The following is a 24,629-nucleotide window of genomic DNA, read 5'->3' on the forward strand; positions in this document are numbered from 1 at the left end:
GGCCATACTGTGGGACAACAAGAGAAAAAAACAAAATTGACGTACGATCAAGCGGTAACGTCTTTAATTAAAGAGTATAAGCCAAAAGGATCGGTACAATATGATGAATTAACAGATCGTATTGCAACCCCTTATGAATTAGGTGCCAAAGGTATGGATAATTTAATTCAACGTATCGAAGATCAAGGGATTAGTGTCGTTGATGAAGATGGCGAGCCAGCAAAACAAAGCTTAGCCTCTGAAGAAGAAATAGATAAAAAAGAACTAGAAGATATGTCGGCACCAGCAGGCGTTAAAATCAATGACCCAGTCAGAATGTATCTTAAAGAAATCGGTCGTGTTGACCTTTTAACAGCGGAAGAAGAAGTAGAGCTTGCTTTACGTATTGTAGATGGTGACCAAGAAGCGAAACAGAAATTAGCAGAAGCTAACTTACGTTTAGTTGTAAGTATTGCCAAACGCTACGTGGGTCGTGGTATGCAATTCTTAGATTTAATCCAAGAAGGTAATATGGGATTAATGAAAGCGGTAGAAAAATTTGACCATACAAAAGGGTTTAAATTCTCTACCTATGCCACATGGTGGATTCGTCAAGCGATTACCCGTGCAATTGCTGACCAAGCTCGTACAATTCGTATTCCTGTGCATATGGTGGAAACTATTAATAAACTAATTCGTATTCAACGTCAATTATTACAAGATTTAGGACGCGAACCAACACCTGAAGAAATCGGTGCTGAGATGGATTTACCAACTGAAAAAGTACGCGAAATCTTAAAAATATCTCAAGAGCCTGTATCGTTAGAAACACCGATTGGTGAAGAAGATGATTCTCATCTAGGAGACTTTATTGAAGACCAAGATGCCACCAGTCCAGCTGATCATGCGGCTTATGAAATGTTAAAAGAACAACTAGAAAGCGTCTTAGACCAACTAACCGATCGTGAAGAAAATGTATTGCGCTTGCGTTTTGGTCTGGATGATGGACGTACACGAACTTTAGAAGAAGTTGGAAAAGTCTTTGGTGTTACGCGTGAACGTATTCGACAAATCGAAGCGAAGGCTTTAAGAAAACTACGTCACCCTTCACGTTCTAAACAATTAAAAGATTTCTTAGAATAATGAGAATGATTCTAATTAAATAATTAATACTGAAAACAACGTTTATTCATTTAGACGTTGTTTTTTTGTATAAAAATTTAAGTGATGTCAATGAGAAGAATAAGATATGTGCTGTTTATCACTAAACAAAAGATTGAAATATAATTTTACAAAATAATTATCTTATCAATATTGTAACCGCTTAATAATTTATTATTAAAAATATTGTGATAAATAAATAGAACAACATTGTGATGTTCAATATTAGTAAATAGCTTTACTTATTGATATACATGGAATAAATATGTAATTATAAAATCACAATCAATTCATTTTTTGCACATGAATCCGCAAAAAGTGAATTGGAATAAAATTCCTTTGTTGGTATCTTAGATGGCAGATGAAAAAGAAAGCCGGATTAAATAAACACGGTAATCTTTATCTGAACTAAAAAGAAAAGGATGAAGGAAATGCATAAATTTAAATTGACTAAACAATCAAGTATGGCGTTAATCATAGTTTTCTCAATGGTGTTCTCATTATTATCACCTACTATGACGCTTTTCAAAGCTTCAGAAAATGACAGCGTGATAAAAAATCTCACAATCATTCCGAAGAAGCAAGAATCATATAAACCAGGAAATTCCATTATGATAAGTGCTGATTGGGAATTGCCTGAAGATAACGCTGAGAAGATGTGGGAAGCAGGCGATACGTTTGAGTTAAAAATTCCCGAAGGGTTGACACCTAAAGATATGCCGATTGAATTGAAAGATCCTAAAACGGGAATTATTTATGGAACAGGTCGCTATGATGCGAGTAAACAAGGGTTTGTTTTTACGTTTACAGATGAAATAGAAGGAATGAAAAACCGTAAAGGCGGTTTCATGCTTGGATTTACAGTCGACGAACATGACAATGACACAGCTACGGATGTACCACTTGTTTTTGAATCGGATAATCAACATACAATTAATCTTGGTACGATCAACGTAGGTCAAGGGTCTGAAGTTGGAATCGAAGACCAATATATTCCTAATGGCGATCCGATAACTGAAGATTTAGTTCAAAAAGGAGCTATGGGTGCAGTTGATTATTCAACGGGAATCGTGACTTGGTATCTACGTGTTAACTATGATGGTAAACACGTTGGAGAGATAAACGTTCAAGATAAGATTGGCGATCACCATGTTTTAATAAAAGACAGTGTCCGTGTTTATGAACGTTTTACAAATGGCACTAATGTGTTTCCAGCTATTACAGGTCCAGATGGCGAAGACAAGACGGATGTAACAGACTCCCTACTTTTAACAACTCATGATAAGGGGTTTGATGTGACGGTTCATACGCGTGACATAGGACTGGACTCAAATGGAAAGATGGTCAGATCATATTACGAACTAGAATATAAAACTCAGTATGATGGTACATCGGACGAGCAATACGTGATGTTAAATAATACGATATACGGAAAAGCAGGCGATCATGAGCGAGAGTCAGAAGCAAGTGCTGAATACTATGCATCTGGGTGGGGAAGTGCGACAAACGCACAAGGCTATCTAACATTGAAAAAAATTGATAGTGACACAGGTGAGGGATTAGCGGGAGCTGAATTCCGCTTAGTACATGGTACATACCCTGATCAAGCATTTACTGTTACGACGGATGAAAATGGCGTAGCAAAAGTTGAAGGCGGTATGTATGGAGATAAAGTATTAGAAGGTAAGTATAAAGTAACCGAAATAAAAGCTCCTTCAGGTTATCAAAAACTAGAAGAAGACAAATGGGTACTTGTAAAATTTGACGATGAAATTCAATCGTATGAAATAGTTATTGAAAATGATAAATTACCAGAAGAAACGCCAGAATTGACTCAAATAACAGTAGAAAAACAATGGGTTGGGTTAGCGGATGATGAAGAAAAGCCTGATATATTGGTGGAATTATTTGAAAAAGGAAATAAAGAACCTATAAGAACAGCTATCTTTAAAAATGGTAGAGAGTCATTTACATTTAAACAGCTACAAAAATATGTTTTAGATGAAGATGGTAAAGATACCGATGAAGAAATTGAATACACTGTAAAAGAAACGATTATTGATAAAAAAGTTGCGAAAAAATTTAAAGAACCAACTTATACTTATGAAGATGGCAAAGTGGTAGTAGTGAATGCCAAGAAAGATAAAGTATCTTATACTGCTGAAAAAGTTTGGGTAGGTGGACCAGAAGTTAAACCAACTATCGAATTACAACTTTATCAAAATGATGAAGCATTTGGCGAGACAGTAGTATTGGAAGATGGTAAAACGACTTATACATGGACTGATTTAGATGAAACAGATGAGCATGGAGAAGATTATCAGTACACTGTAAAAGAAGTAAATGTACCAGAAAATTATGAAGCTTCAATTGAAGGAAATATCATTACTAATACTTATGTTAGCCCAGAGACATCTAAAACTGTTAAAAAAGTTTGGGTTGATGGACCAGCTGAAAAACCAGCGATACAAATTCAACTTAAACAAAATGGTCAAAACTATGGTGAAGCTATTACTTTAGAAAACGGAGAGACAGAATATACATGGGATAATCTACCGTTAACTGACTCAAACGGAAATGACTTCATTTATTCTGTTTCAGAAGTAAACGTACCAAGTGACTACAATGTTTCAATCGATGATTTTGTTATTACTAATACGTATGTTGTTCCTAAAACAGATATTACGATGGAAAAAGTTTGGGTAGGTGGTTCCATTGTTAAACCAACTATCGAAGTTCAGCTTTATCAAAATGGAAATGCCTATGGCGAAGTTATCAAACTAATGGATGGAGAGACAACGTATACATGGAAAGATTTACCGGAAACTGATCGTTTAGGAAATCGTTATAACTACACAGTTGCGGAGATTTATGTTCCAAATGATTATATTTCTACTGTAAACGGAATGACAATTACGAATACTTATGATCCAGAAGATCCAATTGTTTTACCAGAAGAACCAGAGGAACCAGAAGAACCAGAGGAGCCGACGGAACCAGAAGAACCAACGGAACCAGAAGAACCAACGAAACCGACAGAGCCAACGGAACCAGAGGAACCAACGAAGCCGACAGAGCCGACGGAACCAGAAGAACCAACGAAACCGACAGAGCCGACGGAACCAGAAGAACCAACGAAGCCGACAGAGCCAACGGAACCAGAGGAACCAACGAAACCGACAGAGCCAACGGAACCAGAGGAACCAACGAAACCGACAGAGCCAACGGAACCAGAGGAACCAACGAAACCGACAGAGCCGACGGAACCAGAGGAACCAACGAAGCCGACAGAGCCAACAGAACCAACGGAACCAACAGAACCAACGAAGCCGACAGAGCCAACAGAACCAACGGAACCAACAGAACCGACGGAACCGACAGAGCCAACAGAACCAACGAAGCCGACAGAGCCGACGGAACCAGAAGAACCAACGAAGCCGACAGAGCCAATGGAACCAACGGAGCCAACAGAACCAACGGAGCCAACAGAACCAACAGAACCAACAGAACCAACGGAACCAACAGAACCGAAAAGTTCAAGCCCATCAAAACCAGTAGAGTCAGTAAGTGATAGTGATAAAAAGGAAGAAAAATCTACGAATCAACTACCACAGCTGAACGAAAATCAATCAGTACTACTGACGATGCTAGGTTTAATCATGGTAGCAATGAGTTTATTTTATGGCTATGAGAAACATATGAAAGAATAATATAAAAACTTCTTAGAAAATTTTCTAAGAAGTTTTTTTTTAGAAGTGTTTGTTATAGGTAGTTAAAGAGAGGTAAAACTGTTACAATGAGTACTAAGAAAAAAACTAAGGGGTGAGCGATTTGAAAAAAATAATGATTGGCACAACGTTACTTTTAGGAACATTGTTTTTAGTTGCGTGTCAAAATAAAACAGAAGATGTGAGTGAAGCAACAGAAGAATCAATAGTAGAAACACAAACAGATTCTGAAACAGTGTGGCATGCTACTGTGAAAGAAGATGCAACGAAAAGTCAAGAAACCATTATGGTGATGATTGAACAAATTGACCCGATACAAGATTCTGAAGAGATTTCTAAAATGGTAGGCGAGCAAGGTGTACAGTTAAATATTTCTGAAGACCAATTAAAAGACGGCTTAACAGTCGACGAGTTGAAAAAGGGAGAATCAGTCAGTGTGACACTATCTGAAACACCTATCATGACGAATTCTTTACCCCCTCAAATACCTGGGAACTCTGTCGTGGCAGTTTCAAGGGTTAATAAATAGAACGAAGATTGAAATGGATGGATACTAACTATGAATGAAGCACATTTATCAAAGAGATTACAAATTGTGGCAAATTACGTACCTAGAAGGAGCCGTTTAGCAGATATTGGCTCAGACCATGGTTATTTGCCAACTTGGTTATATTTGAATGGTCGTTTAGATTTTGGGTTGGCTGGAGAGGTCGTAAAGGGGCCTTATCAGTCAGCAAAGAAAGTCGTACAAAAGAACGATTTAGAACAGGTAATTTCTGTTCGTCTTGGGGATGGTTTAGATGTTATTCAACCAGAACAAGATGAGATTAGTGTCATTACCATTGCTGGTATGGGCGGTGTTTTAATTCGCGATATACTAGAACGAGGTAAACGAAATAAAAAGTTAACGGGAAAAGAACGATTGATTTTACAACCCAATGTTGCTGAAAAATCGTTAAGGGTTTGGTTACAAGTCAATCGCTACGAGATATTGGCGGAAGAGTTAATTGAAGAAGATGGTAAACGTTATGAAGTTATTGTTGCAGAGCGCGATAATGACAACACCGTATTAACTGATAAAGAGTTGTTTTTCGGGCCTTATTTATTAAAAGAAAAATCATCTGTCTTTGTTAAGAAATGGTGCGACGAGTATCAAAAAAGATGTTATGTTTTAGAGCAACTTAAAAAAGCAACAGTGTCGCAACACGAGCGTATAAAATTTATTGAACAAGAATTACATTGGATTAGAGAGGAGATAAAAGTGGATGAATGCTGAGGTATTTATTCAACAGTTTGAGCGACATTTTCCTTTGTACCTAGCAGAAGAGGGCGATCCAGTTGGTTTACAGATAGGAACCTTAGATAAGGAAATAGAGCGTGTCATGATTACTTTAGATGTGCGACCAGAAGTAGTAGCGGAAGCCATTGAAAAGAACATTGATTTGCTTATTGCGAAGCATCCGCCTATTTTTCGACCAGTTCGTGATTTAGTCATAGATAGTCCTCAAACGAAGATGTATGCGGATCTTTTAAAACACGATATTGCAGTTTATGCAGCACATACTAATATGGATATCGTGCCGGATGGTTTAAATGACTGGTTTTGTGAATTGTTAGGAATAAAGAGGACAAGTTATATTAAAGAAACTCACTTTATTGATGGGCATAGCTATGGAATTGGTAGAATCGGGGAATTAGATGAGCCGATGTCATTACAAGAAATGATTCAGCATGTGAAAGAGACCTTTCAGCTTGATGGCTTGCGTGTCATTAGTCCGGTAGAAGATAAGCCAGTGAGTTGCGTAGCAATATGTGGGGGGAGCGGTGAGAAGTTTTACCGAGAGGCGCTGAAAAAAGGGGCCGATGTATATATTACCGGAGATGTCTATTATCATACGGGGCACGATATGATAGCAGACGGTCTTACGGTTATCGATGCAGGCCACTACATTGAAGCCTATTCTAAGAAACATATTGCAAATATGTGTCAAAATTGGAAAAAAGAGTATAATTGGGATGTAGAGATTTGTTATTCTGAAGAAAACACAAATCCATTCAAATTTTATTAAGAGGAGAGATACTATGTACGACAATTTAGTACCACGTTTTATCAAATACGTCAAAACAGAAACACGTTCTAATCCAGAAAGCACGACGATTCCTTCTACAGAATCCCAAGTGGCATTTGCTAAAACGCTAGTAGAAGAATTAAAAGAACTAGGTTTATCCGATGTCAAATATAATGAGAAAAATGGCTTTGTTACAGCAGAATTGCCAAGTAATACAGACAAAGAAAATGTCCGCAGTATTGGGTTTATTGCACACATGGATACAGCAGATTTCAATGCAGTCGGCGTTTCCCCTCAATTTGTAGAAAATTATGACGGGAAATCTGATATTCCTTTAGATAAAGAAGGTAAATATAAACTAACAGTTAAAGATTTTCCTAACCTTAAAAACTATAAAGGCCAAACGCTGATTACCACAGATGGCAGCACTCTTTTAGGGGCGGATGATAAAGCGGGTATTGCTGAAATTATGACGGCAATGGAAATTTTATTGAACTCGCCAACGATTAAACATGGAAAAGTAAAAGTGGCGTTTGGTCCAGATGAAGAAATCGGCACTGGTGCAAATCACTTCGATGTAGAAGATTTTGATGTTGATTTTGCCTTTACGATGGACGGCGGACCAGTAGGTGAGTTGCAATATGAAACATTTAGTGCTGCTCAAGCGAAAATTACTATTCAAGGTAAAAATGTCCACCCTGGAACTGCTAAAGATACAATGATTAATGCTTTGAAACTGGCGATTGATTTTGACAATGCTTTACCGGCAGATGAAGTGCCTGAAAAAACAGAAGGATACGAAGGCTTTTTCCACTTGATGCAATTAGCAGGTAATGAAGAAGAAGCTACGATGAGCTATATTATCCGTGATCATGATCGTGAAAAATTTGAAGCACGCAAACAAATGATTTTAGATATTCAAAAAGAACTTAACAGTCGCTTTGATGAAGAGCGTGTTTTAGTTGAAATGTCTGATCAATATTACAATATGAAAGAAATTATTGAGAAAGATATGAGTATTATTGATTTAGCAAAAGAAGCTATGACATTATTAGGTATTGAGCCTAATACAGAACCTGTACGTGGGGGAACAGATGGGTCTAAGATTTCCTATATGGGACTACCGACACCTAACATTTTTGCAGGTGGTGAAAACATGCATGGTCGCTTTGAATATGTAGCGGTTGAGAGCATGGAAAAAGCAACGGATGTCATTGTTGAAATTGTACGATTGAATGAGGAAAAAGCGTAATGTTTTTTTCTTCATCCCCAATACCAGCCTACTTGCTATTTGTAAATCTTTACTTGTTTTTTATCATGTATTTAGATTGGCAACAAGCAAAAAAAGATGGATGGCGAATTCCTGAATGGCAAATGTTGACTGCTGGATTGTTAGGTGGTGGCGTTGCGGGATTACTTGCGATGAGTATGTTTCAGCATAAACGCGAACGCAAACGTTTTGTGATAATTTTCCAATTAGGGACAATCATTGGATTGATATTACTTGGCACCTATCTTGGGTGGATTAAATAGCATTTGAAAGGAATTAAGCATGTTATCATTTAGTGAGAAAAAAGCCATATTCGACTCTTACCCAGAATTAACGGTACAGGCTATATCGATGAATCGTTTAAACTATCATTATGAAGATAGTCAAGTAGCCAAAACAGTGGTCGTGAAAAATCTTCATCCTAAAAGTCATAATGTGATGATTTATGCAGGGTATTTACCAGCGTCTGAGACGCAAAGTGGTTATATCAGTGCGATTGATGAAGATGAAAAAACGATTCGATTATTGGTAAATGAGGCAATGGATTATTTACAAAAATTACCGAATGGTTTTGAAGAGGGCTACACAGAAGTGTGGCGAGATGATCGCGCGGATGAATTGAAGTTACAACATCAAAACCTTGCATGGGTTGTGATTATGACATCAGGAAGTGTCGAAGCGGTCTTTAAAACAAAAGAGGCAGCAGAGAGTTATTTAAAAGAAGAAGGTTTTCACTTTTATCAATAAGAAACTTACTTGGGAGCAAGTGTTCTCAAGTAAGTTTTTTTTAATAGTTTTTCTTTGACCTTTATTGACCAAAGAGATATAATAATAATTGTAAAAGATTAAAGGAGGGAACCCTATGGCAGAACAAATGACAACGGCTGTTCAAGAAGCACTTGGACAAGCTCAGCAAATTGCGATGATGCGACATCATCAAGAAATCGATGTGGCCCACTTATGGAAATCATTCGTACAACCGGGTGAATTTTCTTATAACTTTTATCAAGATTTAGGTGTTCCGATGGAAGAGTTTCAACAAAAGATTGAAACTGTCTTAGATGAATTACCCGTAATCGAAGGTCAAAATGTGCAGTATGGCCAATCATTTAGTCAAAACCTTGGTCATCTATTTCAATCCGCTAATGAGATAAAAGCTTCGTTTAACGATGATTATCTTTCAACGGATGTTTTACTTTTAGCTTTAGCCAAGATGAAGCACTATCCACTAAGTCAATTTTTAAACACTTATAATGTCGATGATAGAAAAATAAAAGAAAGGATTGATGAGATGAGAAATGGTGAACGTGTCACTTCCGCTAACCAAGAAGACCAGTACGATGCTTTAGACAAGTATGGTATTGATTTAGTTAAACAAGTACGTGAAGGAAAACAAGACCCAATTATCGGACGTGATGATGAAATCCGTGATGTGATTCGCATCTTGTCACGAAAGACAAAAAATAATCCTGTATTACTAGGGGAGCCAGGTGTTGGTAAAACCGCTATTGTAGAAGGATTAGCACAGCGAATCGTGCGCAAAGATGTCCCTGAAAATTTAAAAGATAAAACAATCTTCTCGCTCGATATGGGTGCATTAATTGCGGGAGCTAAGTACCGCGGTGAGTTTGAAGAACGATTAAAAGCAGTTCTTAAAGAAGTCAAAAAGAGTGACGGGCAGATTATTCTCTTTATTGATGAGATACATAATATTGTCGGAGCTGGTAAAACAGAAGGCAGTATGGACGCTGGTAACTTATTAAAACCGATGTTAGCACGTGGAGAGCTACATTGTATTGGAGCGACAACGCTTGACGAGTATCGTGAATATATGGAAAAAGACAAAGCGTTAGAACGACGTTTCCAACGTGTATTAGTACCCGAGCCAACTGTTGAGGATACGATTAGTATTCTGAGAGGATTAAAAGAGCGTTTTGAAGTGCATCATGGTGTCAATATTAATGATAATGCGTTAGTTGCTGCGGCAACCCTATCCAACCGCTATTTAACCGACCGCTTTTTACCAGATAAAGCGATTGATTTAGTCGACGAAGCATGTGCGACCATTCGCGTGGAAATGAACTCTATGCCAACTGAGTTAGACCAAGTGACTCGTCGTTTAATGCAACTTGAGATTGAAGAAGCTGCTTTGAAAAAAGAACATGATGATGCAAGTAAGAAACGCTTAGCTATTTTACAAGAAGAACTGGCAGAATTGAGAGAAGAAACGAATAATCTCAAGATGAAATGGGAAACAGAGAAAGAAGAAGTCAATAAAGTTAGTCAAAAGCGTGGTGAACTCGAACAAGCACGACGTCAGTTGGAAGATGCCGAAAATGATTATGACTTAGAAAAAGCCGCTGTTTTACGTCATGGCACGATTCCACAACTTGAAAAAGAATTAAAAGAACTAGAAGAAAAAAATGCTGCAAATGATAGTCGCCTTGTACAAGAATCAGTAACAGACGAAGAAATATCCGTTGTAGTTGAACGCTTAACAGGTATCCCAGTGTCACGCTTAGTCGAAGGTGAACGCGATAAATTACTTCGCTTGAATGAAACGTTACATCAACGTGTTATCGGTCAGGACGAAGCAGTAGACGCCGTTGCAGATGCTGTTATACGTTCGAGAGCAGGCTTGCATGATCCAAACCGACCATTAGGCTCATTTATATTCTTAGGACCAACGGGGGTAGGTAAAACAGAATTAGCCAAAGCTTTAGCAGAGAATCTATTTGATTCAGAAGAACATATGATGCGCATTGATATGAGTGAGTACATGGAAAAACACAGTGTTTCTCGTTTAATCGGTGCTCCTCCAGGATATGTAGGACATGAAGAAGGCGGTCAGTTAACTGAAACGATACGTCGTCAACCGTACTCCGTTATTCTTTTTGATGAGATTGAAAAAGCGCATCCGGATGTCTTTAATATACTACTACAAGTATTGGATGACGGTCGTCTAACAGATTCTAAAGGACGCGTGGTTGATTTTAAAAATACCGTGTTAATTATGACAAGTAACATTGGTTCACAACTTCTATTAGAAGGGGTCGAAGACGGTAAAATCACGGAAAGTACTCAAGAGAGTGTCATGCAATTGCTGCAAAGTCACTTTAGACCAGAATTTTTAAACCGAGTAGATGACACGATTCTATTTACCCCGTTAAGCATGAATGATATTAAAGGAATTATCGTGAAGATGACACGACAATTGGCTGAACGTTTAGAAAAACAAGAAATTACATTAGAAATTTCTGAAGCTGCTCAAGACTGGATTGCTGAAAATGCTTATGATCCAATCTACGGAGCAAGACCTATTAAACGTTTCTTAACACGTCACGTCGAAACACCTTTAGCAAAAGAGATTATCGCCGGTCATTTAATGCCGAATACGGTCGTGACTATTACCGTTGAAAATAATGAATTGAGGTTTGAATCAACTGAAAAATAGGAAAACACCGTGTACCCATTAGAGGTGCACGGTGTTTTTTCTTAAAAATAATCACTAAAGTAGGCCGTTTGATTTGGAATGATTTTTTCTAGTTGTTTAATCACAATTGCTTCTGTTTGAATACGACCTAAATGATACAGATAGCGTGGACGTTTATAGCTCATCAGCATTGTCGTGAGCGTCTGGATATCAAGACTTACTTTGGTTCCAATCGGTTCATTCGTCACTTGAATGTTACCTTCTTCAGTCCAGCTAACCGAAAAAATCCCGTTATTCCACTTTGCAATGGGGTCGAATATCTCAAAATGAAACGGCTCTGCTTCATTTTCAAACGGATAGTGAGCGAGAAACTGTTCGACATCTACAATACGTGCCATAAAGAAAGGCTGAATGGTTTCAGTGATATCACTATCATCAAGCGTGAAGGCTATCGGCTCATTTTTATATGTATTACCGACGACTTGGTCAATCATAGAGAAATGAGCGGTAATAAAATTCCAAAGACCAGTACGGGCTTCTTGGTTTAAATAAATCATTTCCTTAATATGAAACGTATCTTCAGCTAACCAATAAAAACAAAAGCCAGTAGGATTGTCTTCACTATCATAATACACGGCTGCAATGCGTTCTTCTTCGTTCTCCCAACGCCAATATTCATCCCAATTGAGTTCTGAGCGAATCATCGCACCATGTGTTTGTTTTGCAAAGGAATCATACGCTTTTTTTACGTCAGGATGGTCGTGGTCGAGCCGTTCGATATAGCCGGGAACAGGAACAACTGCGGGTAGCTGAGAGTCCTTTATTGAAAACGTCATTTTATCAGAGATGATTTCCCATCCTTTGCGTCTGTAATAGGGAATATTATAAGGATATAGGTACGAAATCCATTGATTACGCTCGCGCATATTAGTCAGAGCGACTTCAATAAGCTCTTTCATCAAGCCTAAATTAGAATACTCGGGGTAAGTTCCCACCCCCGTGACACCCCCCATGTTAAATGGGGTACCGTGGATATTAACTTCACACGGATAGACGGCGATTTGTGAAATTAAATCATCTCCATCAAACCAGCCAATCACATCCGACGTTGCTAAAACAGGACGTTTTGCACGGGCAATTTCTTGCTCGTCTTCGTAACCTCCTTCTTCAATATCAGCATCTGTCACTTGAAAAACGTAGCGAAGTAACTCGTTAAATTGGCTTAAATGAGATATATCAACGGTTTTTAATTGTAATTTTTGTTTAATCTGCTCTCGATTCATGTTATTCCCTCACTTTGTTGGTAGCCTTAGTATACCAAATTAATAAAAAGATAGGGAAATAAATGCCATCTGTCTAAAAAACATGATAAAATTTAAGGGGGATAGCAAAAGACTTTTACAATCGGCCTTAAGATTGCTATAATCATAGGGTGATTGAGTAGAAAGTAGGAATAGATAATGAATTTAGAAGAAATGAGAAAAAGACAAGAGAAAATCAGGAATTTTTCGATTATTGCCCATATAGACCATGGTAAATCTACCTTGGCTGACCGTATCTTACAACAAACAGAAACGGTGTCCGAACGTGAAATGCAAAATCAATTATTAGATTCAATGGATTTAGAACGTGAACGTGGGATTACTATCAAACTAAATGCTGTCGAATTAACGTATACAGCTAAAGACGGCGAAGAATATATTTTTCATTTGATAGACACACCAGGTCACGTCGACTTTACGTATGAAGTGTCACGAAGCTTAGCGGCTTGTGAAGGGGCATTATTAGTTGTTGACGCAGCACAGGGAATTGAAGCTCAAACCTTAGCTAACGTTTATTTAGCAGTTGATAACGACTTGGAAATTTTACCAGTCATCAATAAAATCGACTTGCCTGCAGCTGACCCTGAAAAAGTCCGTGCAGAAATAGAAAATGTTGTAGGAATTGACGCATCAGAAGCTGTTTTAGCAAGTGCTAAATCAGGCATTGGAATTGAAGATATTTTAGAACAAATTGTTGAAAATGTTCCAGCTCCGGATGGCGATATTGAAGCACCGCTAAAAGCGTTAATCTTTGACTCGGTTTATGATAGCTACCGTGGTGTTGTACTGAGTGTGCGTATCGTAGACGGTATGGTCAAGCCTGGTGATGAAATTATGCTAATGCAAAACGGTAAGAAGTTTGAAGTGACGGAAGTCGGCGTCTTTTCACCGAAAGCTATTGCTCGCGATGTTTTATCAGTGGGAGATGTTGGTTACATTACTGCAAGTATTAAAACCGTACAGGATACACAGGTAGGGGATACTGTTACCTTAGCAGATAATCCAGCAACAGAAGCGTTATCTGGTTATCGTAAAATGAACCCGATGGTGTACTGTGGCTTGTATCCAATTGATAATTCTCGATACAATGATTTACGTGAAGCACTTGAAAAATTACAATTAAATGACTCGGCCTTAGATTATGAAGCAGAAACTTCACAAGCTCTTGGTTTCGGTTTCCGTTGTGGTTTCTTAGGATTGCTCCATATGGATGTGATTCAAGAACGTTTAGAACGTGAGTTTAATTTAGAACTTATTACGACTGCACCATCTGTTATTTATCATGTCAATAAAACGGATGGCACACAGGTAATCGTGGATAACCCAGCTGAGTTTCCTGAACCGGGTGTGATTGAGTCAGTAGAAGAACCCTATGTAAAAGCTAGTATCATGGTTCCGAATGACTATGTTGGTGCTGTTATGGAGCTGTCACAACGCAAACGTGGCGACTTTGTCACAATGGACTACTTAGATGACTATCGCGTCAATGTTGTCTATGAATTGCCACTATCTGAAATTGTATTTGATTTCTTTGATACACTGAAATCACATACAAAAGGGTATGCTTCTTTAGATTACGAGATTATAGGTTATAAAGAATCTCGTCTTGTTAAGATGGATATTTTATTAAATAATGAAAAAGTCGATGCACTAAGCTTCATCGTTCATCGCGATTTCTCTTACGAACGTGGTCGCGCGATTGTTGAGAAGTTGAAAAAACTTATTCCGCGTCAACAATTTGAAGTGCCCGTTCAAGCTGCGATCGGACAAAAAATTGTGTCACGTTCTAATATCAAAGCCTTAAGGAAAAACGTTTTGGCTAAGTGTTATGGTGGTGACGTTTCCCGTAAACGTAAACTTCTTGAGAAACAAAAAGAAGGTAAAAAGCGGATGAAGTCAATAGGATCTGTAGAAGTACCGCAAGAAGCGTTCATGGCCGTCTTGAGAATGGACGAGGATGAATAGTTGAAATAGCAAGGTTTATAAGTTTTTAAACTAAATAAATATGATGTTTGCCCACCATTTGCCCACCATATACAAAATATGATGGCTTTGGTGGGCATTTTCTATGCTTTTTGAGAGAGTATATTTTCGAAGATATCGACTGTTTCTTTTTTCATTTTTTTAGTCACGTGAGCATATGTATCCATAGTCGTTGATAAGCGAGCGTGGCCAAGTCTTACTTGTATGTCTTTTGGTTTTGCTCCATTCTCAAGCAGCATCGTAGCGTGAGTGTGTCTAAAAGAATGAAAGTTATAGTCTACACCACTTTCTTTCCGATATTTTTCTATTGTGAATGAAGTGAGAGTCAGAAAAGAAAAGGTACAACTTACTCAATGGGTTTTTATGTTTATAGGTTAAAGAACAATACTGAGGTACCATCTAAACCAGAAATTAGTAAACCTCAATCGGCACCTAGCAGTTGGTATGCTGAAAAGCGACATTCAAATCTAATCAAGGTAATAAAACTATTATGATTTTAGATTGTGTACCGAATGAAAAGATTATTGGTAAAATCTATCCGAGTGATAAAGTAAAATATGATGCCGTTAAACATGAAGCTGGATATGTATGGGTAAGACAACCGAGAAGTAAGGGATATGGGTATATTGCTATCGGAAAAGATAACGGAGTAAAAAGAACAGAATCATGGGGCCCGTGGTATTAATTTTTTGCGTATGTTAAAAGTTGATCTTGCTTAAATGAAAGCGTGAAAAGCCGCTAACTATTAATTTAGTTAACGGCTTTTTATTTATATCCTAACAACTTCTCTTTTTTTGACCATGGAATTATTTTTAAGTCAGCATCTTTAGCAACTGCCAGCGATTTGTCAGGAATTTTTTTTCCATTTAAATCGTTACCAATTAAAATGTACTTTGTCTGTGGTTTGTTTGTTATTAAATCCTCTTTTACATATTTTTGCGCTGCTACTCTATCAAATGAGGGGTCACCTAGAAACTGAAAAATAGTATCAGGTCTGCTTTTAGTTTTTCCTACTGAATAGTCTACATGATGTAGTATACCAGAAGCACCAATCATGTGTGGTTTTTCAGTGCCACCAAATTCATTTTCATACAAAAAACTATATACATCTTCAGCAAACATAGTTTTTGTTTTACTTTGTATAGTAAATAAAAGATCATACACCTTCAAAATACCTTGAATTAGGTTATGTTTTTTTTGAGGGAAATCTTTTGGGTTTTCAGCTATAACGCAAAGTTCATCATCAAATTGAGAAATACCAAAATCTTTTTTTATTGAATCTAACAAATTCATTCTAGTTTCAGTTAATTTAAATCCAGCCATTTCTAATTCTTGAATGGTTACTCCATCATCAGTAATTCTAATTTTCCCAGAATTCAAGTACTCTATATAAATAGCTATTCGATCATTTATATGATTTTTAAAAGGTGTTAATATTTCGCTCGCTTTTTCTAATTCTGTAACAGAATACTTTTTTTCATACCACGCAAAATACTCCTTTAATAAATTAGCTGTTTGCGAATTCATAAATATTTCTCCTTTCTACGCAATAGGTATTTGTATATTTGCTATGTCTACATTACAAAATAATAAAATAGCTATTAAACTATCTCTTAATTCATGAATTAAAACTTCGTCTGTAATATAACTTAATGGTTCGACTATCTTCCCATCATTATGAGTTTCATCAAAAATATGCACATGAGGAGTTTCTATCAAATTCTCGTGTATATCTTCATGTGGAGAACCTGTCATATCCAACCTTATCATTCTTCCGAGTTTCTCAGAAAAAAAGGTATAAGACAAAGGATTCTCTCGCACACGTCCTTTTCTATTAACCAACAATTTGTAAATATCTTCTTCATCATTATTATTCATAAATTTAGTATATGCCTGTTTTCTATTCTCAGGAATATTTAGAGAGTTACTCTTTAATGATTTTAAACAATTGATAATCTCATTCAGAATTTCATCATTCAATACCAGCACACTCCTTTATCAAATAATACCATCAGAGTGTAAATTGTTAAATAGGAACGAATGTTCTAATTTATTACTGTTATTATATTTATAATTTTGTATTCTATGCCAAACAACCCACTTCGAACTCTTTCTCAAACGAAGTAGGGTTCTTGATAAACATTTTCTTAACAATAAGTTGTTTTCTACTATTATAAACACCAAACAATGCAACCTTTGTTTTTCCATCTTTGAAAAAAGAAGAGAGTTACATATAGAAGTATCACCACAAATGCAATTGATAGAGTCACCATTAACAAGCAAAGAAAAGCGTACTAACATTTCAAGAAAAAAACTGACTAGTTTTTTTTATCTACTATCTCTGTTAGATTGTTTATTATATAAATCGCCTCGACTATTGTTGTTCTTATTATACGAACGAACGTTCCTGTTAGTCAAGGGAGACAAAATATATTCCGACATTCTTTCCATGAAAAATAGAATGTTGTGGAAGTTATTAGAATTATATAGAAGTTATAAACAGATTAAAAAACCATTGAAAGATTGAAACAAGAAGCTGAAAATATGGCGGTACAAGAGATTGAAGAAACAAATATCAATCTAGGCATTGATAAGAAACCAACTTTTATCATCGAACCTTTAATTTTAGAGAGATTTAAAATTATAATAAAAGAAATGTTGTAAAGTTTAAGATTATTAATTCATATTTATGAGGATTGCGCTATTAAAATAAGAATAACATTAAAGTCGTCCGTTATATTTCAGTGATAGGATGAATATTATTCATTGAATATTAATACAAACTATCAAATCTAAAGTTTGTGAGACTATTGATTAAATTTTAATATTAAAATTTATATTGTGCAGGGAACGTCAGTTCTGATATAATAGGTATATTCTCCTTTGAGATTATATTAGCTAAGGCATAAGATGCTATTGTTATCCTAAGCCTTTTTTGGTTTAATGTTATATATCTAATATAATCTTTTGGAGGAGCTTAAATGAATATTACTGAACTAAGACAATTTATTAATAATCTAAATCATGCTAACCCTGACTCAATTATTTTAAAGTTAGTCGTTAAGAATAATGATGTGTATCAAAGTTATAATGTTGTTCTCGACCTAAATTTAAGGTTAGAAATAAAAGAAATGTATTCAAATCATTTAGCTACTAGATTATATGATTTGGAGCAAAAATTGTATAATCCTAATATAGTTCAAGATGGTTGTGTAGAAGTGTGTGACCTAGAAGTAGCTAACATATCTGAAGTTATAGAAAAGTTGGAGGATGAGGAATATAATCTGGATGATGTTGAAGATTTGGATTTAAATAATGTTAATTTTTATGTTTTGAAATTTTCTGAATCCAATAATAAGGCATATATTTTTAGAAGATTTAATAAGCTTAAAAAACTTAGAAGAGGTTTTTTTGGAATAATAGATGGTAATACATTTCATAAATTAGATAACACTTTGGTTTTGGGACTCGACAGTGAGATAGATACGTTGGTGTATGAGGAAGAAGCTCTTATAGTAAATAGATTTGCTTTACAAACTATTTTTAATATGAATGATTATTTTATAGATAGAGCTACACAGGCATTAGACCAAGTTGAAAAGAGTAATGTAATAAGTAATTTCATTAATTTTAGAAATGATTGTATTGGGGATCGCCAAGCTGTTAAGAGAATTACAAAAATAATGAATACACCTAATAGGTTGGAAGACTTTATAAAACATGCCGATAGACTTCCTGAAGTTATTCGAGAAGCTAAATTAGAAGTAACTGTAGATGTTAATGGCTCTTTGGAATATGATGGAACAAGAGAGATTAGAAGTGAGATACTTTTTTGCATGGCTGATGCATATTATCTTTCGTTACTACTTCAAAGAATAGGTGAAGATGTAGCTCAGTAAGTAAGAAAGGAACGGTGATTATGAGTGTAATACAAAAAACGATGCGAATTATTCGGAAATTTACATTTTATCTATCTTCTTTTTTACCTTTATACTTATTGTTATTTATTCAGAATGTTGAAATAAGAGATAAGAATCATAAAAGATTAAATGTCCATGCTTTTTTTTCACAATTCTTTATCACTTCATCCGGTAGTGTAAAAGTGTTTTGGATAGCATTAACTATATTAATTGTGTTGAGTATTCTGGGCATAGTTATTTTTGTAAAGGTATACAGAAAATCTCCTGGTCGAAGAGTAACATTAAAAGCTGTTGACTATGTGCACGAAGATACTATGGGATATATTGTTACTTATATTGTTCCTATGATATCTATGGATATTCACAGTTATCGTAGTTTGTTAGTTAACTTCTTGCTTTTCTTAATAATTGGTAGCTTCTATGTAAAGAATGATCAAATTTTTATGAATCCTCTGTATAATTTTTTAGGATATAATGTTTTTTCTGCAGAGGATAGAGTATACATAACTAGAATAAAAAAGCATGAAATTCGTGTTATCTCTAAGAATAATACTTTTGTTAGAATAAATAATATTCTTGGAGATATTTATTTGTTAACCAAGGATTAAAGAAAATATATAGTGCCCTTAATAATGAAATTTTTGAATATGTTATTGAATTACATACTTTTTCAGGGTGTATTCTTTATGTTTACACGTATGATCATGATAAGAGGTTTTTTTTTGGTTGAGAGTATGAAGTTCTTAGGATTAGAAATTGGTAGTTGGGCAGATTGGATAGGAATTGTTGTTACATTCTTAACTATATTTTTAACTATTCGATATTATAATAATGATAACAAAAAGATTTCAAAGTAGTATTGTATCCAATTTTTACCCAAGAAGAAGACGGAATTATTAGTGTTCAACAAAGGCCTGTAAGCTTGGAATTTTATGCTGTGAATTTTTCTAAAGGTCCTGATTTAGTATACTTTTTTACAATTCGAACAAAACGAAATTTTTTTCAAAAACATTTCAGAAAAGTACCTGATATTAATATCGATTGGGATTTTTCGTTTGGTAATAGAGTACCCGACTATCAGTCCGTAGAACCTAGGAATAAAACTAAGATAGAGCATTTCGAGATTCACTGGTTTTATGATGCTGCTCTCTTGGCATACCGTAAGACAAAGAATAAAAAATTTATGGAAAGAGTTTTTTTAGAAATATTGTATGTTAATGTTGATGGAAAAGAGTTTTCTAAAAGTGTTATTTTTCCTGTGAAAGAGCTATTAGAATATAGTAATGATAAAGAGAGATAATTTGGTATCTTTCAATCTAGTTAGACTTACATATTACATGTTTGATTTTTTGACTTTAATATCATTCACTTGATGGTAGCGATTATTATTTATCGATATAAACGTAATTATTTTCCGACATCCTTCCCACATAAATCGGAAAATTGTAGAAGTTAATAGAACTGTTTAGAGATTCTAAAAGAATATAACTTCCAATAAATCATTGATATAGGAAGGTTTTAGAAGTGATTAGAATAAGGAAAAGGCCAGTAGGAAATCTTGTTATTATAAGAAGCGTTCATGGCCGTCTTGAGAATGGACGAGGATGAATAGTGAGAGAGTAATGTTTTATATTTTAAAAAGGACTGATGAATCATTTTTTGATTCATCAGTCCTTTAAATTATAGAGCCATTAATAACAAACCTTACAAGGTGTTAATCCTCTTGCATTAGCCTCCTCTAGTGAAGCAGGTGTGAAATTACCATTTCCATGCGCGTGTGTATGGTATTTTTCTCCTGTTGGTGTAACATAGACCGTCTGATTTTGATTGACAGGAGTCTGTACTTGCTGTTCAGATTGTTGTGGCGGAATAGGTTGTTCAACTATTTCTTGTTCAGCGGAGCTAATTTCGCTTGAGCCATCAGCGTAGTTTAATGTCACACCATCTTGTATATTAAAAATATACACATTAAATTTAATGGTATCGCTGTTGATTGATTGAGCTCTCATGCTTACTCCACGGGCTAGTAGTTCGTTATCTCTAAAAACAGGAGTAACCGAATATCTGACATAATTATTAGGTGATTGATCTAAATAGTATTTGACATCCATTTCATGACGTAGCATTTCAGGACTATTTAATTGTCTAGTACCAGTAATTAGATTTTTCCAGTTATCATTCTCTCCAGCAAGTGCATGGCCAATTAAGTGAGAACGATTGTATAAGTAGCCACTTTTTATTTTTTTGTTTTTCCATCCAGTCGGGGTTACTTTAGAAATGTCACCTCTTTTTTCGGTAGGCATAAGGCTTTGGTTTAGCATGGCTTCAGCTGACGTCGCTCTGTTTAGACTATCTAAATCACCATACTTTTCCCAAGCACCATTTGCGAGTGACAATTCATCGTCAGAAAAATTTGGATGATTGTTATTTATTATAATGGTTTGTATACCTTCAAACTCTTTGTACGCAAGCTCGGATGTATCAAAACTTTTAGTTTCTTGTTTTGGTTCTTCAGTTGGTACTACTTCTGTGGTGTTGATTGTAACTGATATTTCTTCATTTTCTGACAATGGCGTGGTTGATTTCGTAGATGAACTAGTTTCAGATGTAGTGGTGGCCTGCTTATTGTCTACAACATTTGTAATCGAGGACTCTGTGTCAGTTACCTTACTAATGTTGTCATCAGTTGCTGCATTTATAAGACCACTGGATAGAATGAGACCAAAGGAAATAGCTGCATAGGTCATATATTTTTTAGCTTTGACAGGTTGTTTTTTAGTGAATGATTGAGCTCCCAAAAATCCACATATTACAAAACTTATAAATCCTGCTAAGATGAAAAATGTTGAAAACAAACTGGTTAAAATAATAAGTGCGATAACGCCAATTACTATCTGTTTAGATTTGCTATCGTATTGTTTCGTTTTTTTACGTGAACTTCTTTTTTTCTTTTTCATGATTATCCTCCAATATGTTATAATAACAAACATAGAAAGATGTTAAGTTTATCGGAGTAAGAGACAAGTGTACCCGCACTTGTCTTTTTTTAATTTATATAACTAGTATTGAAAGATTGTTATTCTAAAGATGTTAATACTTTGATTAAGTCTTTTTCCAATTCTTTCTGTTGTGTTGCTGTTAATTTGTCAGATGTTCGGACGACAAGAGTGCCTATAACGGTATGGGATCCAGAACTTAAGGCACTACCATCAAAACCACTTAAATAATCATTTCTTCTATAAGCGTCTTCTTCAGTAGGGTAAACTTCAATCGAACCGCCCGCATCAGTACCCTTGTCAATCAAATCACTACCAAAAATATCTTCTTTGTTAACATTTTTATGCGAGAAATAGACTGTCGCAGTATAACCGCCAGCTTTATTTAAATTTCCATTAGGATCATTCTCTTCAGTAACAGATGCTATTTCTCCGATGTCGGCTAATTGCTGTAATTTTAAAATAATGAAATCCTCAGTAGGATTAGTAATCTGAGCTAACTGTTTGAAACTATTTTCAACAGCCTCAGTTTTGTCTTTTAAATTTTTAATTTCATTAGCATAATCTAACGGTTGTTTAAGCTTCATTGTTTCTTTTTCTACTTCTTCTATTTTCTTTGGTGTATCAGGATTTTTTCTTGTAGTTTCTTTCGCTTCAGAAATAGCAATTTGCAAATCAGTCAAAGTCTGTTCATTTAGCGGTTGTTTGTTCGAGTCAAGAGATTTTTGAGCATTTTCAATTTCTTTGTTTAACTCATTATTTTTCTTTTCAACTACTTCTTTTTCTTTATTAAAATCCATTACAGCGTTATCATAAGGTACTTTAATTTGTGAATACCAATAATAGCCACCTATTCCAATAAGTAGTAAGCTCGTTAATAACAAAATTCTTTTTTTAGTCAAAATCATCATCCTCCTCAAGTATTTATTTTAAAATTTTGATAGATAAAAAAACACGTTTTAACCACTAATCATTATTCCTATTCATCAACGTACTGTTATCATCTAACAATAAAAGTGGTAATAAATTTTCTTATATATAACAATATTATTTGAATATTGTCTATAACTCATTGTACCAAAAAATAAATAAAAAAAGTAATAAAAATAGTGAGAATAACTTATTGTTTCAAACTAAATCAGTATATAGCTAAAATCAATTTTATGTTCATTAAATAAAGGAAAAAACTTCTTCCTAATTGTTTGTTTTATAGAAGAATGGAATCATTTTCCGTAGTACTAAGGAAATATTCAGTTTGTTTTGAAAGCGCTTGTAAAATATACTAAGTATATAAAATAACGATTTGAGGAGGAATAAATGATGACGAGTTTTCCAAAAGATTTCCTTTGGGGCGGCGCTGTGGCGGCACATCAATTAGAAGGAGCTTGGCAAACTGGAGGTAAAGGTGTCAGTGTTGCTGATGTGATGACAGTCGGCTCTCCAAGTCGATATCGTTCGATTACCGACGGTGTGTTACCAAATGAATACTATCCCAATCATGAAGGTATAGATTTTTATCATCGATACAAAGAGGATATCGCTCTTTTTGCAGAAATGGGTTTAAAGTGTTTTCGGACGTCGATTGCATGGACGCGTATTTTTCCTAATGGAGATGAAAAGGAACCAAATGAAGAAGGATTAAAGTTTTATGATAACTTATTTGACGAGTGTCTCAAATACAATATTGAACCCATTGTTACGTTATCTCATTTTGAGCTTCCGTATCATTTAGTAAAAGAGTACGGTGGTTTTCGTAATCGTAAGTTAATTGATTTCTTTTTACGTTTTTCAGAAGTATGTTTTAATCGCTATAAAGATAAAGTGAAATACTGGATGACGTTTAATGAAATTAATAATCAAGCTAACTACCATGAAGATTTTGCTCCATTTACCAATTCAGGTATTTATTATCAAAAAGGAGAAGATCGAGAGGCTATTATGTATCAAGCGGCTCATTATGAATTAGTGGCCAGTGCTAAAGCAGTAAAAATTGGTAAAGAAATCAATCCTGATTTCCAAATTGGGTGTATGATTGCGTACTCTCCCTTGTATGCAGTAAATAATAAACCAGAAAATACATTAATGTCTTTAAAATCAATGGAAAAACGTTATTATTTCTGTGATGTTCATGTACATGGTTTTTATCCAAATCATATTTTGAATTATTGGAAACGCAAAGGAATCGAGATTGATTTTACCGAAGAAGATGAGAAGGCATTAAAAGAAGGAACCGTTGATTATATTGGCTTTAGCTACTATATGTCTCATGCAGTTGAGCACCGTGAAGAAAATGAACATTATGATTATGACGAGACAAAAGATTTAGTTCGAAATGAATTTGTAGAAGTTTCCGACTGGGGCTGGCAAATTGATCCTGTAGGATTAAGATACTCGCTAAATTGGCTAACTGATATGTATCACTTACCGTTATTTATTGTTGAAAATGGTTTTGGCGCGTATGATAAGAAAGAAACGGATGGTAGTGTTCATGATGACTATCGTATTGATTATTTAAGTTCTCATATCAAACAAATGAAATTAGCGGTAATAGAAGATGGTGTCGATTTAATGGGATACACACCATGGGGATGTATCGACTTAGTTTCTGCTGGAACGGGCGAGATGGAAAAACGTTATGGCTTTATCTATGTAGATAAAGATAATAAAGGCAATGGTACATTAGAACGAAGTCGTAAAGATTCTTTTTACTGGTATCAAGATGTGATTAAAACAAACGGAAGTCTACTTTAAAATTTGAAGGAGTGTAT

20 protein-coding genes and 1 pseudogene are annotated in these 24,629 nt (G+C 35.3%); 15 read left to right on the forward strand and 6 right to left on the reverse strand.

Annotated features, from left to right (window positions below; translation table 11 throughout):
• The first annotated feature begins 9 nt into the window (after positions 1–9).
• From rpoD to clpB, 9 genes are all read left to right on the forward strand, one after another.
• Complete coding sequence (rpoD, locus tag CBF33_RS03495) at positions 10–1,122, forward strand: RNA polymerase sigma factor RpoD (RefSeq protein ID WP_023605817.1); 1,113 nt, start codon at positions 10–12, stop codon at positions 1,120–1,122.
• A 449-nt stretch (positions 1,123–1,571) separates the two neighbouring features.
• Positions 1,572–4,850, forward strand: coding sequence for a Cna B-type domain-containing protein (locus CBF33_RS03500; protein ID WP_170167740.1), 3,279 nt, complete (start codon positions 1,572–1,574; stop codon positions 4,848–4,850).
• Positions 4,851–4,971: 121 nt separating this feature from the next.
• On the forward strand, positions 4,972–5,397 hold the full coding sequence (locus tag CBF33_RS03505; protein ID WP_126761641.1) for a hypothetical protein: 426 nt from the start codon (positions 4,972–4,974) through the stop codon (positions 5,395–5,397).
• Positions 5,398–5,427: 30 nt separating this feature from the next.
• On the forward strand, positions 5,428–6,144 hold the full coding sequence (locus CBF33_RS03510) for a tRNA (adenine(22)-N(1))-methyltransferase (RefSeq protein WP_126761644.1): 717 nt from the start codon (positions 5,428–5,430) through the stop codon (positions 6,142–6,144).
• The gene (locus CBF33_RS03515) at positions 6,134–6,937 is read left to right on the forward strand and encodes a Nif3-like dinuclear metal center hexameric protein (protein ID WP_126761646.1); all 804 of its coding nucleotides are present in this window, start codon (positions 6,134–6,136) and stop codon (positions 6,935–6,937) included. Before CBF33_RS03510 ends, CBF33_RS03515 begins: the two co-directional genes overlap by 11 nt.
• A 13-nt stretch (positions 6,938–6,950) precedes the next feature.
• Positions 6,951–8,189, forward strand: coding sequence for a peptidase T (pepT, locus tag CBF33_RS03520; protein WP_126761648.1), 1,239 nt, complete (start codon positions 6,951–6,953; stop codon positions 8,187–8,189).
• Complete coding sequence (locus tag CBF33_RS03525) at positions 8,189–8,470, forward strand: DUF1294 domain-containing protein (RefSeq protein ID WP_023606146.1); 282 nt, start codon at positions 8,189–8,191, stop codon at positions 8,468–8,470. The genes pepT and CBF33_RS03525 overlap by 1 nt, the downstream gene beginning before the upstream one ends.
• A gap of 19 nt (positions 8,471–8,489) precedes the next feature.
• Positions 8,490–8,954, forward strand: coding sequence for a hypothetical protein (locus CBF33_RS03530; RefSeq protein ID WP_126761650.1), 465 nt, complete (start codon positions 8,490–8,492; stop codon positions 8,952–8,954).
• 115 nt (positions 8,955–9,069) lie between these two features.
• Positions 9,070–11,661, forward strand: a complete 2,592-nt coding sequence (clpB, locus tag CBF33_RS03535; protein ID WP_126761652.1) for an ATP-dependent chaperone ClpB — start codon at positions 9,070–9,072, stop codon at positions 11,659–11,661.
• A 41-nt stretch (positions 11,662–11,702) separates the two neighbouring features.
• Here the strand turns inward: clpB and CBF33_RS03540 are convergent, their stop codons facing one another.
• Positions 11,703–12,923: a GNAT family N-acetyltransferase gene (locus CBF33_RS03540; RefSeq protein ID WP_126761654.1), complete on the reverse strand. Its 1,221-nt coding sequence runs from the start codon at positions 12,921–12,923 to the stop codon at positions 11,703–11,705.
• A 177-nt stretch (positions 12,924–13,100) separates the two neighbouring features.
• Here CBF33_RS03540 and lepA point away from each other — a divergent pair, with 177 nt between their 5' ends.
• Entirely contained in the window at positions 13,101–14,927 is a 1,827-nt protein-coding gene (lepA, locus tag CBF33_RS03545; RefSeq protein WP_126761656.1) for a translation elongation factor 4, read from the forward strand.
• A gap of 101 nt (positions 14,928–15,028) precedes the next feature.
• On the opposite strand, the pseudogene CBF33_RS03550 reads toward lepA, so the two are convergent.
• Positions 15,029–15,247, reverse strand: a pseudogene (locus CBF33_RS03550) (tyrosine-type recombinase/integrase); the annotation flags it as partial.
• Positions 15,248–15,435: 188 nt separating this feature from the next.
• Here CBF33_RS03550 and CBF33_RS03555 point away from each other — a divergent pair.
• On the forward strand, positions 15,436–15,630 hold the full coding sequence (locus tag CBF33_RS03555; RefSeq protein WP_126761658.1) for a hypothetical protein: 195 nt from the start codon (positions 15,436–15,438) through the stop codon (positions 15,628–15,630).
• A gap of 80 nt (positions 15,631–15,710) precedes the next feature.
• On the opposite strand, the gene CBF33_RS03560 is transcribed toward CBF33_RS03555, so the two are convergent.
• Complete coding sequence (locus CBF33_RS03560; protein ID WP_126761660.1) at positions 15,711–16,472, reverse strand: DUF1828 domain-containing protein; 762 nt, start codon at positions 16,470–16,472, stop codon at positions 15,711–15,713.
• A 15-nt stretch (positions 16,473–16,487) separates the two neighbouring features.
• Positions 16,488–16,925 (reverse strand): DUF6978 family protein, encoded by a 438-nt coding sequence (locus CBF33_RS03565; RefSeq protein ID WP_126761662.1) that lies wholly within the window; start codon positions 16,923–16,925, stop codon positions 16,488–16,490.
• A gap of 1,001 nt (positions 16,926–17,926) precedes the next feature.
• On the opposite strand from CBF33_RS03565, the gene CBF33_RS03570 reads away from it, so the two are divergent.
• The 3 genes from CBF33_RS03570 to CBF33_RS03580 all read left to right on the forward strand — a co-directional run bounded on the left by CBF33_RS03570 (position 17,927) and on the right by CBF33_RS03580 (position 20,165).
• Entirely contained in the window at positions 17,927–18,844 is a 918-nt protein-coding gene (locus CBF33_RS03570) for a Kiwa anti-phage protein KwaB-like domain-containing protein (RefSeq protein ID WP_126761664.1), read from the forward strand.
• A gap of 20 nt (positions 18,845–18,864) precedes the next feature.
• The gene (locus CBF33_RS03575) at positions 18,865–19,473 is read left to right on the forward strand and encodes a hypothetical protein (RefSeq protein WP_244919678.1); all 609 of its coding nucleotides are present in this window, start codon (positions 18,865–18,867) and stop codon (positions 19,471–19,473) included.
• Positions 19,474–19,724: 251 nt separating this feature from the next.
• Positions 19,725–20,165 carry a hypothetical protein gene (locus CBF33_RS03580; RefSeq protein ID WP_126761666.1) on the forward strand — a complete coding sequence of 147 codons (441 nt, stop codon included), beginning with the start codon at positions 19,725–19,727 and terminating at the stop codon, positions 20,163–20,165.
• Between the two features lie 391 nt (positions 20,166–20,556).
• Here CBF33_RS03580 and CBF33_RS03585 read toward each other — a convergent pair whose 3' ends face one another.
• The gene (locus tag CBF33_RS03585) at positions 20,557–21,540 is read right to left on the reverse strand and encodes a DNA/RNA non-specific endonuclease (protein ID WP_425330195.1); all 984 of its coding nucleotides are present in this window, start codon (positions 21,538–21,540) and stop codon (positions 20,557–20,559) included.
• Between the two features lie 401 nt (positions 21,541–21,941).
• The gene (locus CBF33_RS03590; RefSeq protein WP_126761668.1) at positions 21,942–22,763 is read right to left on the reverse strand and encodes an EbhA; all 822 of its coding nucleotides are present in this window, start codon (positions 22,761–22,763) and stop codon (positions 21,942–21,944) included.
• A 418-nt stretch (positions 22,764–23,181) separates the two neighbouring features.
• Here CBF33_RS03590 and CBF33_RS03595 point away from each other — a divergent pair, with 418 nt between their 5' ends.
• On the forward strand, positions 23,182–24,612 hold the full coding sequence (locus tag CBF33_RS03595) for a 6-phospho-beta-glucosidase (RefSeq protein ID WP_126761726.1): 1,431 nt from the start codon (positions 23,182–23,184) through the stop codon (positions 24,610–24,612).
• The last annotated feature ends 17 nt before the right edge of the window (positions 24,613–24,629 follow it).

The organism is Vagococcus lutrae (assembly GCF_003987555.1).
Classification (GTDB): Bacteria; Bacillota; Bacilli; order Lactobacillales; family Vagococcaceae; genus Vagococcus_A; species Vagococcus_A lutrae.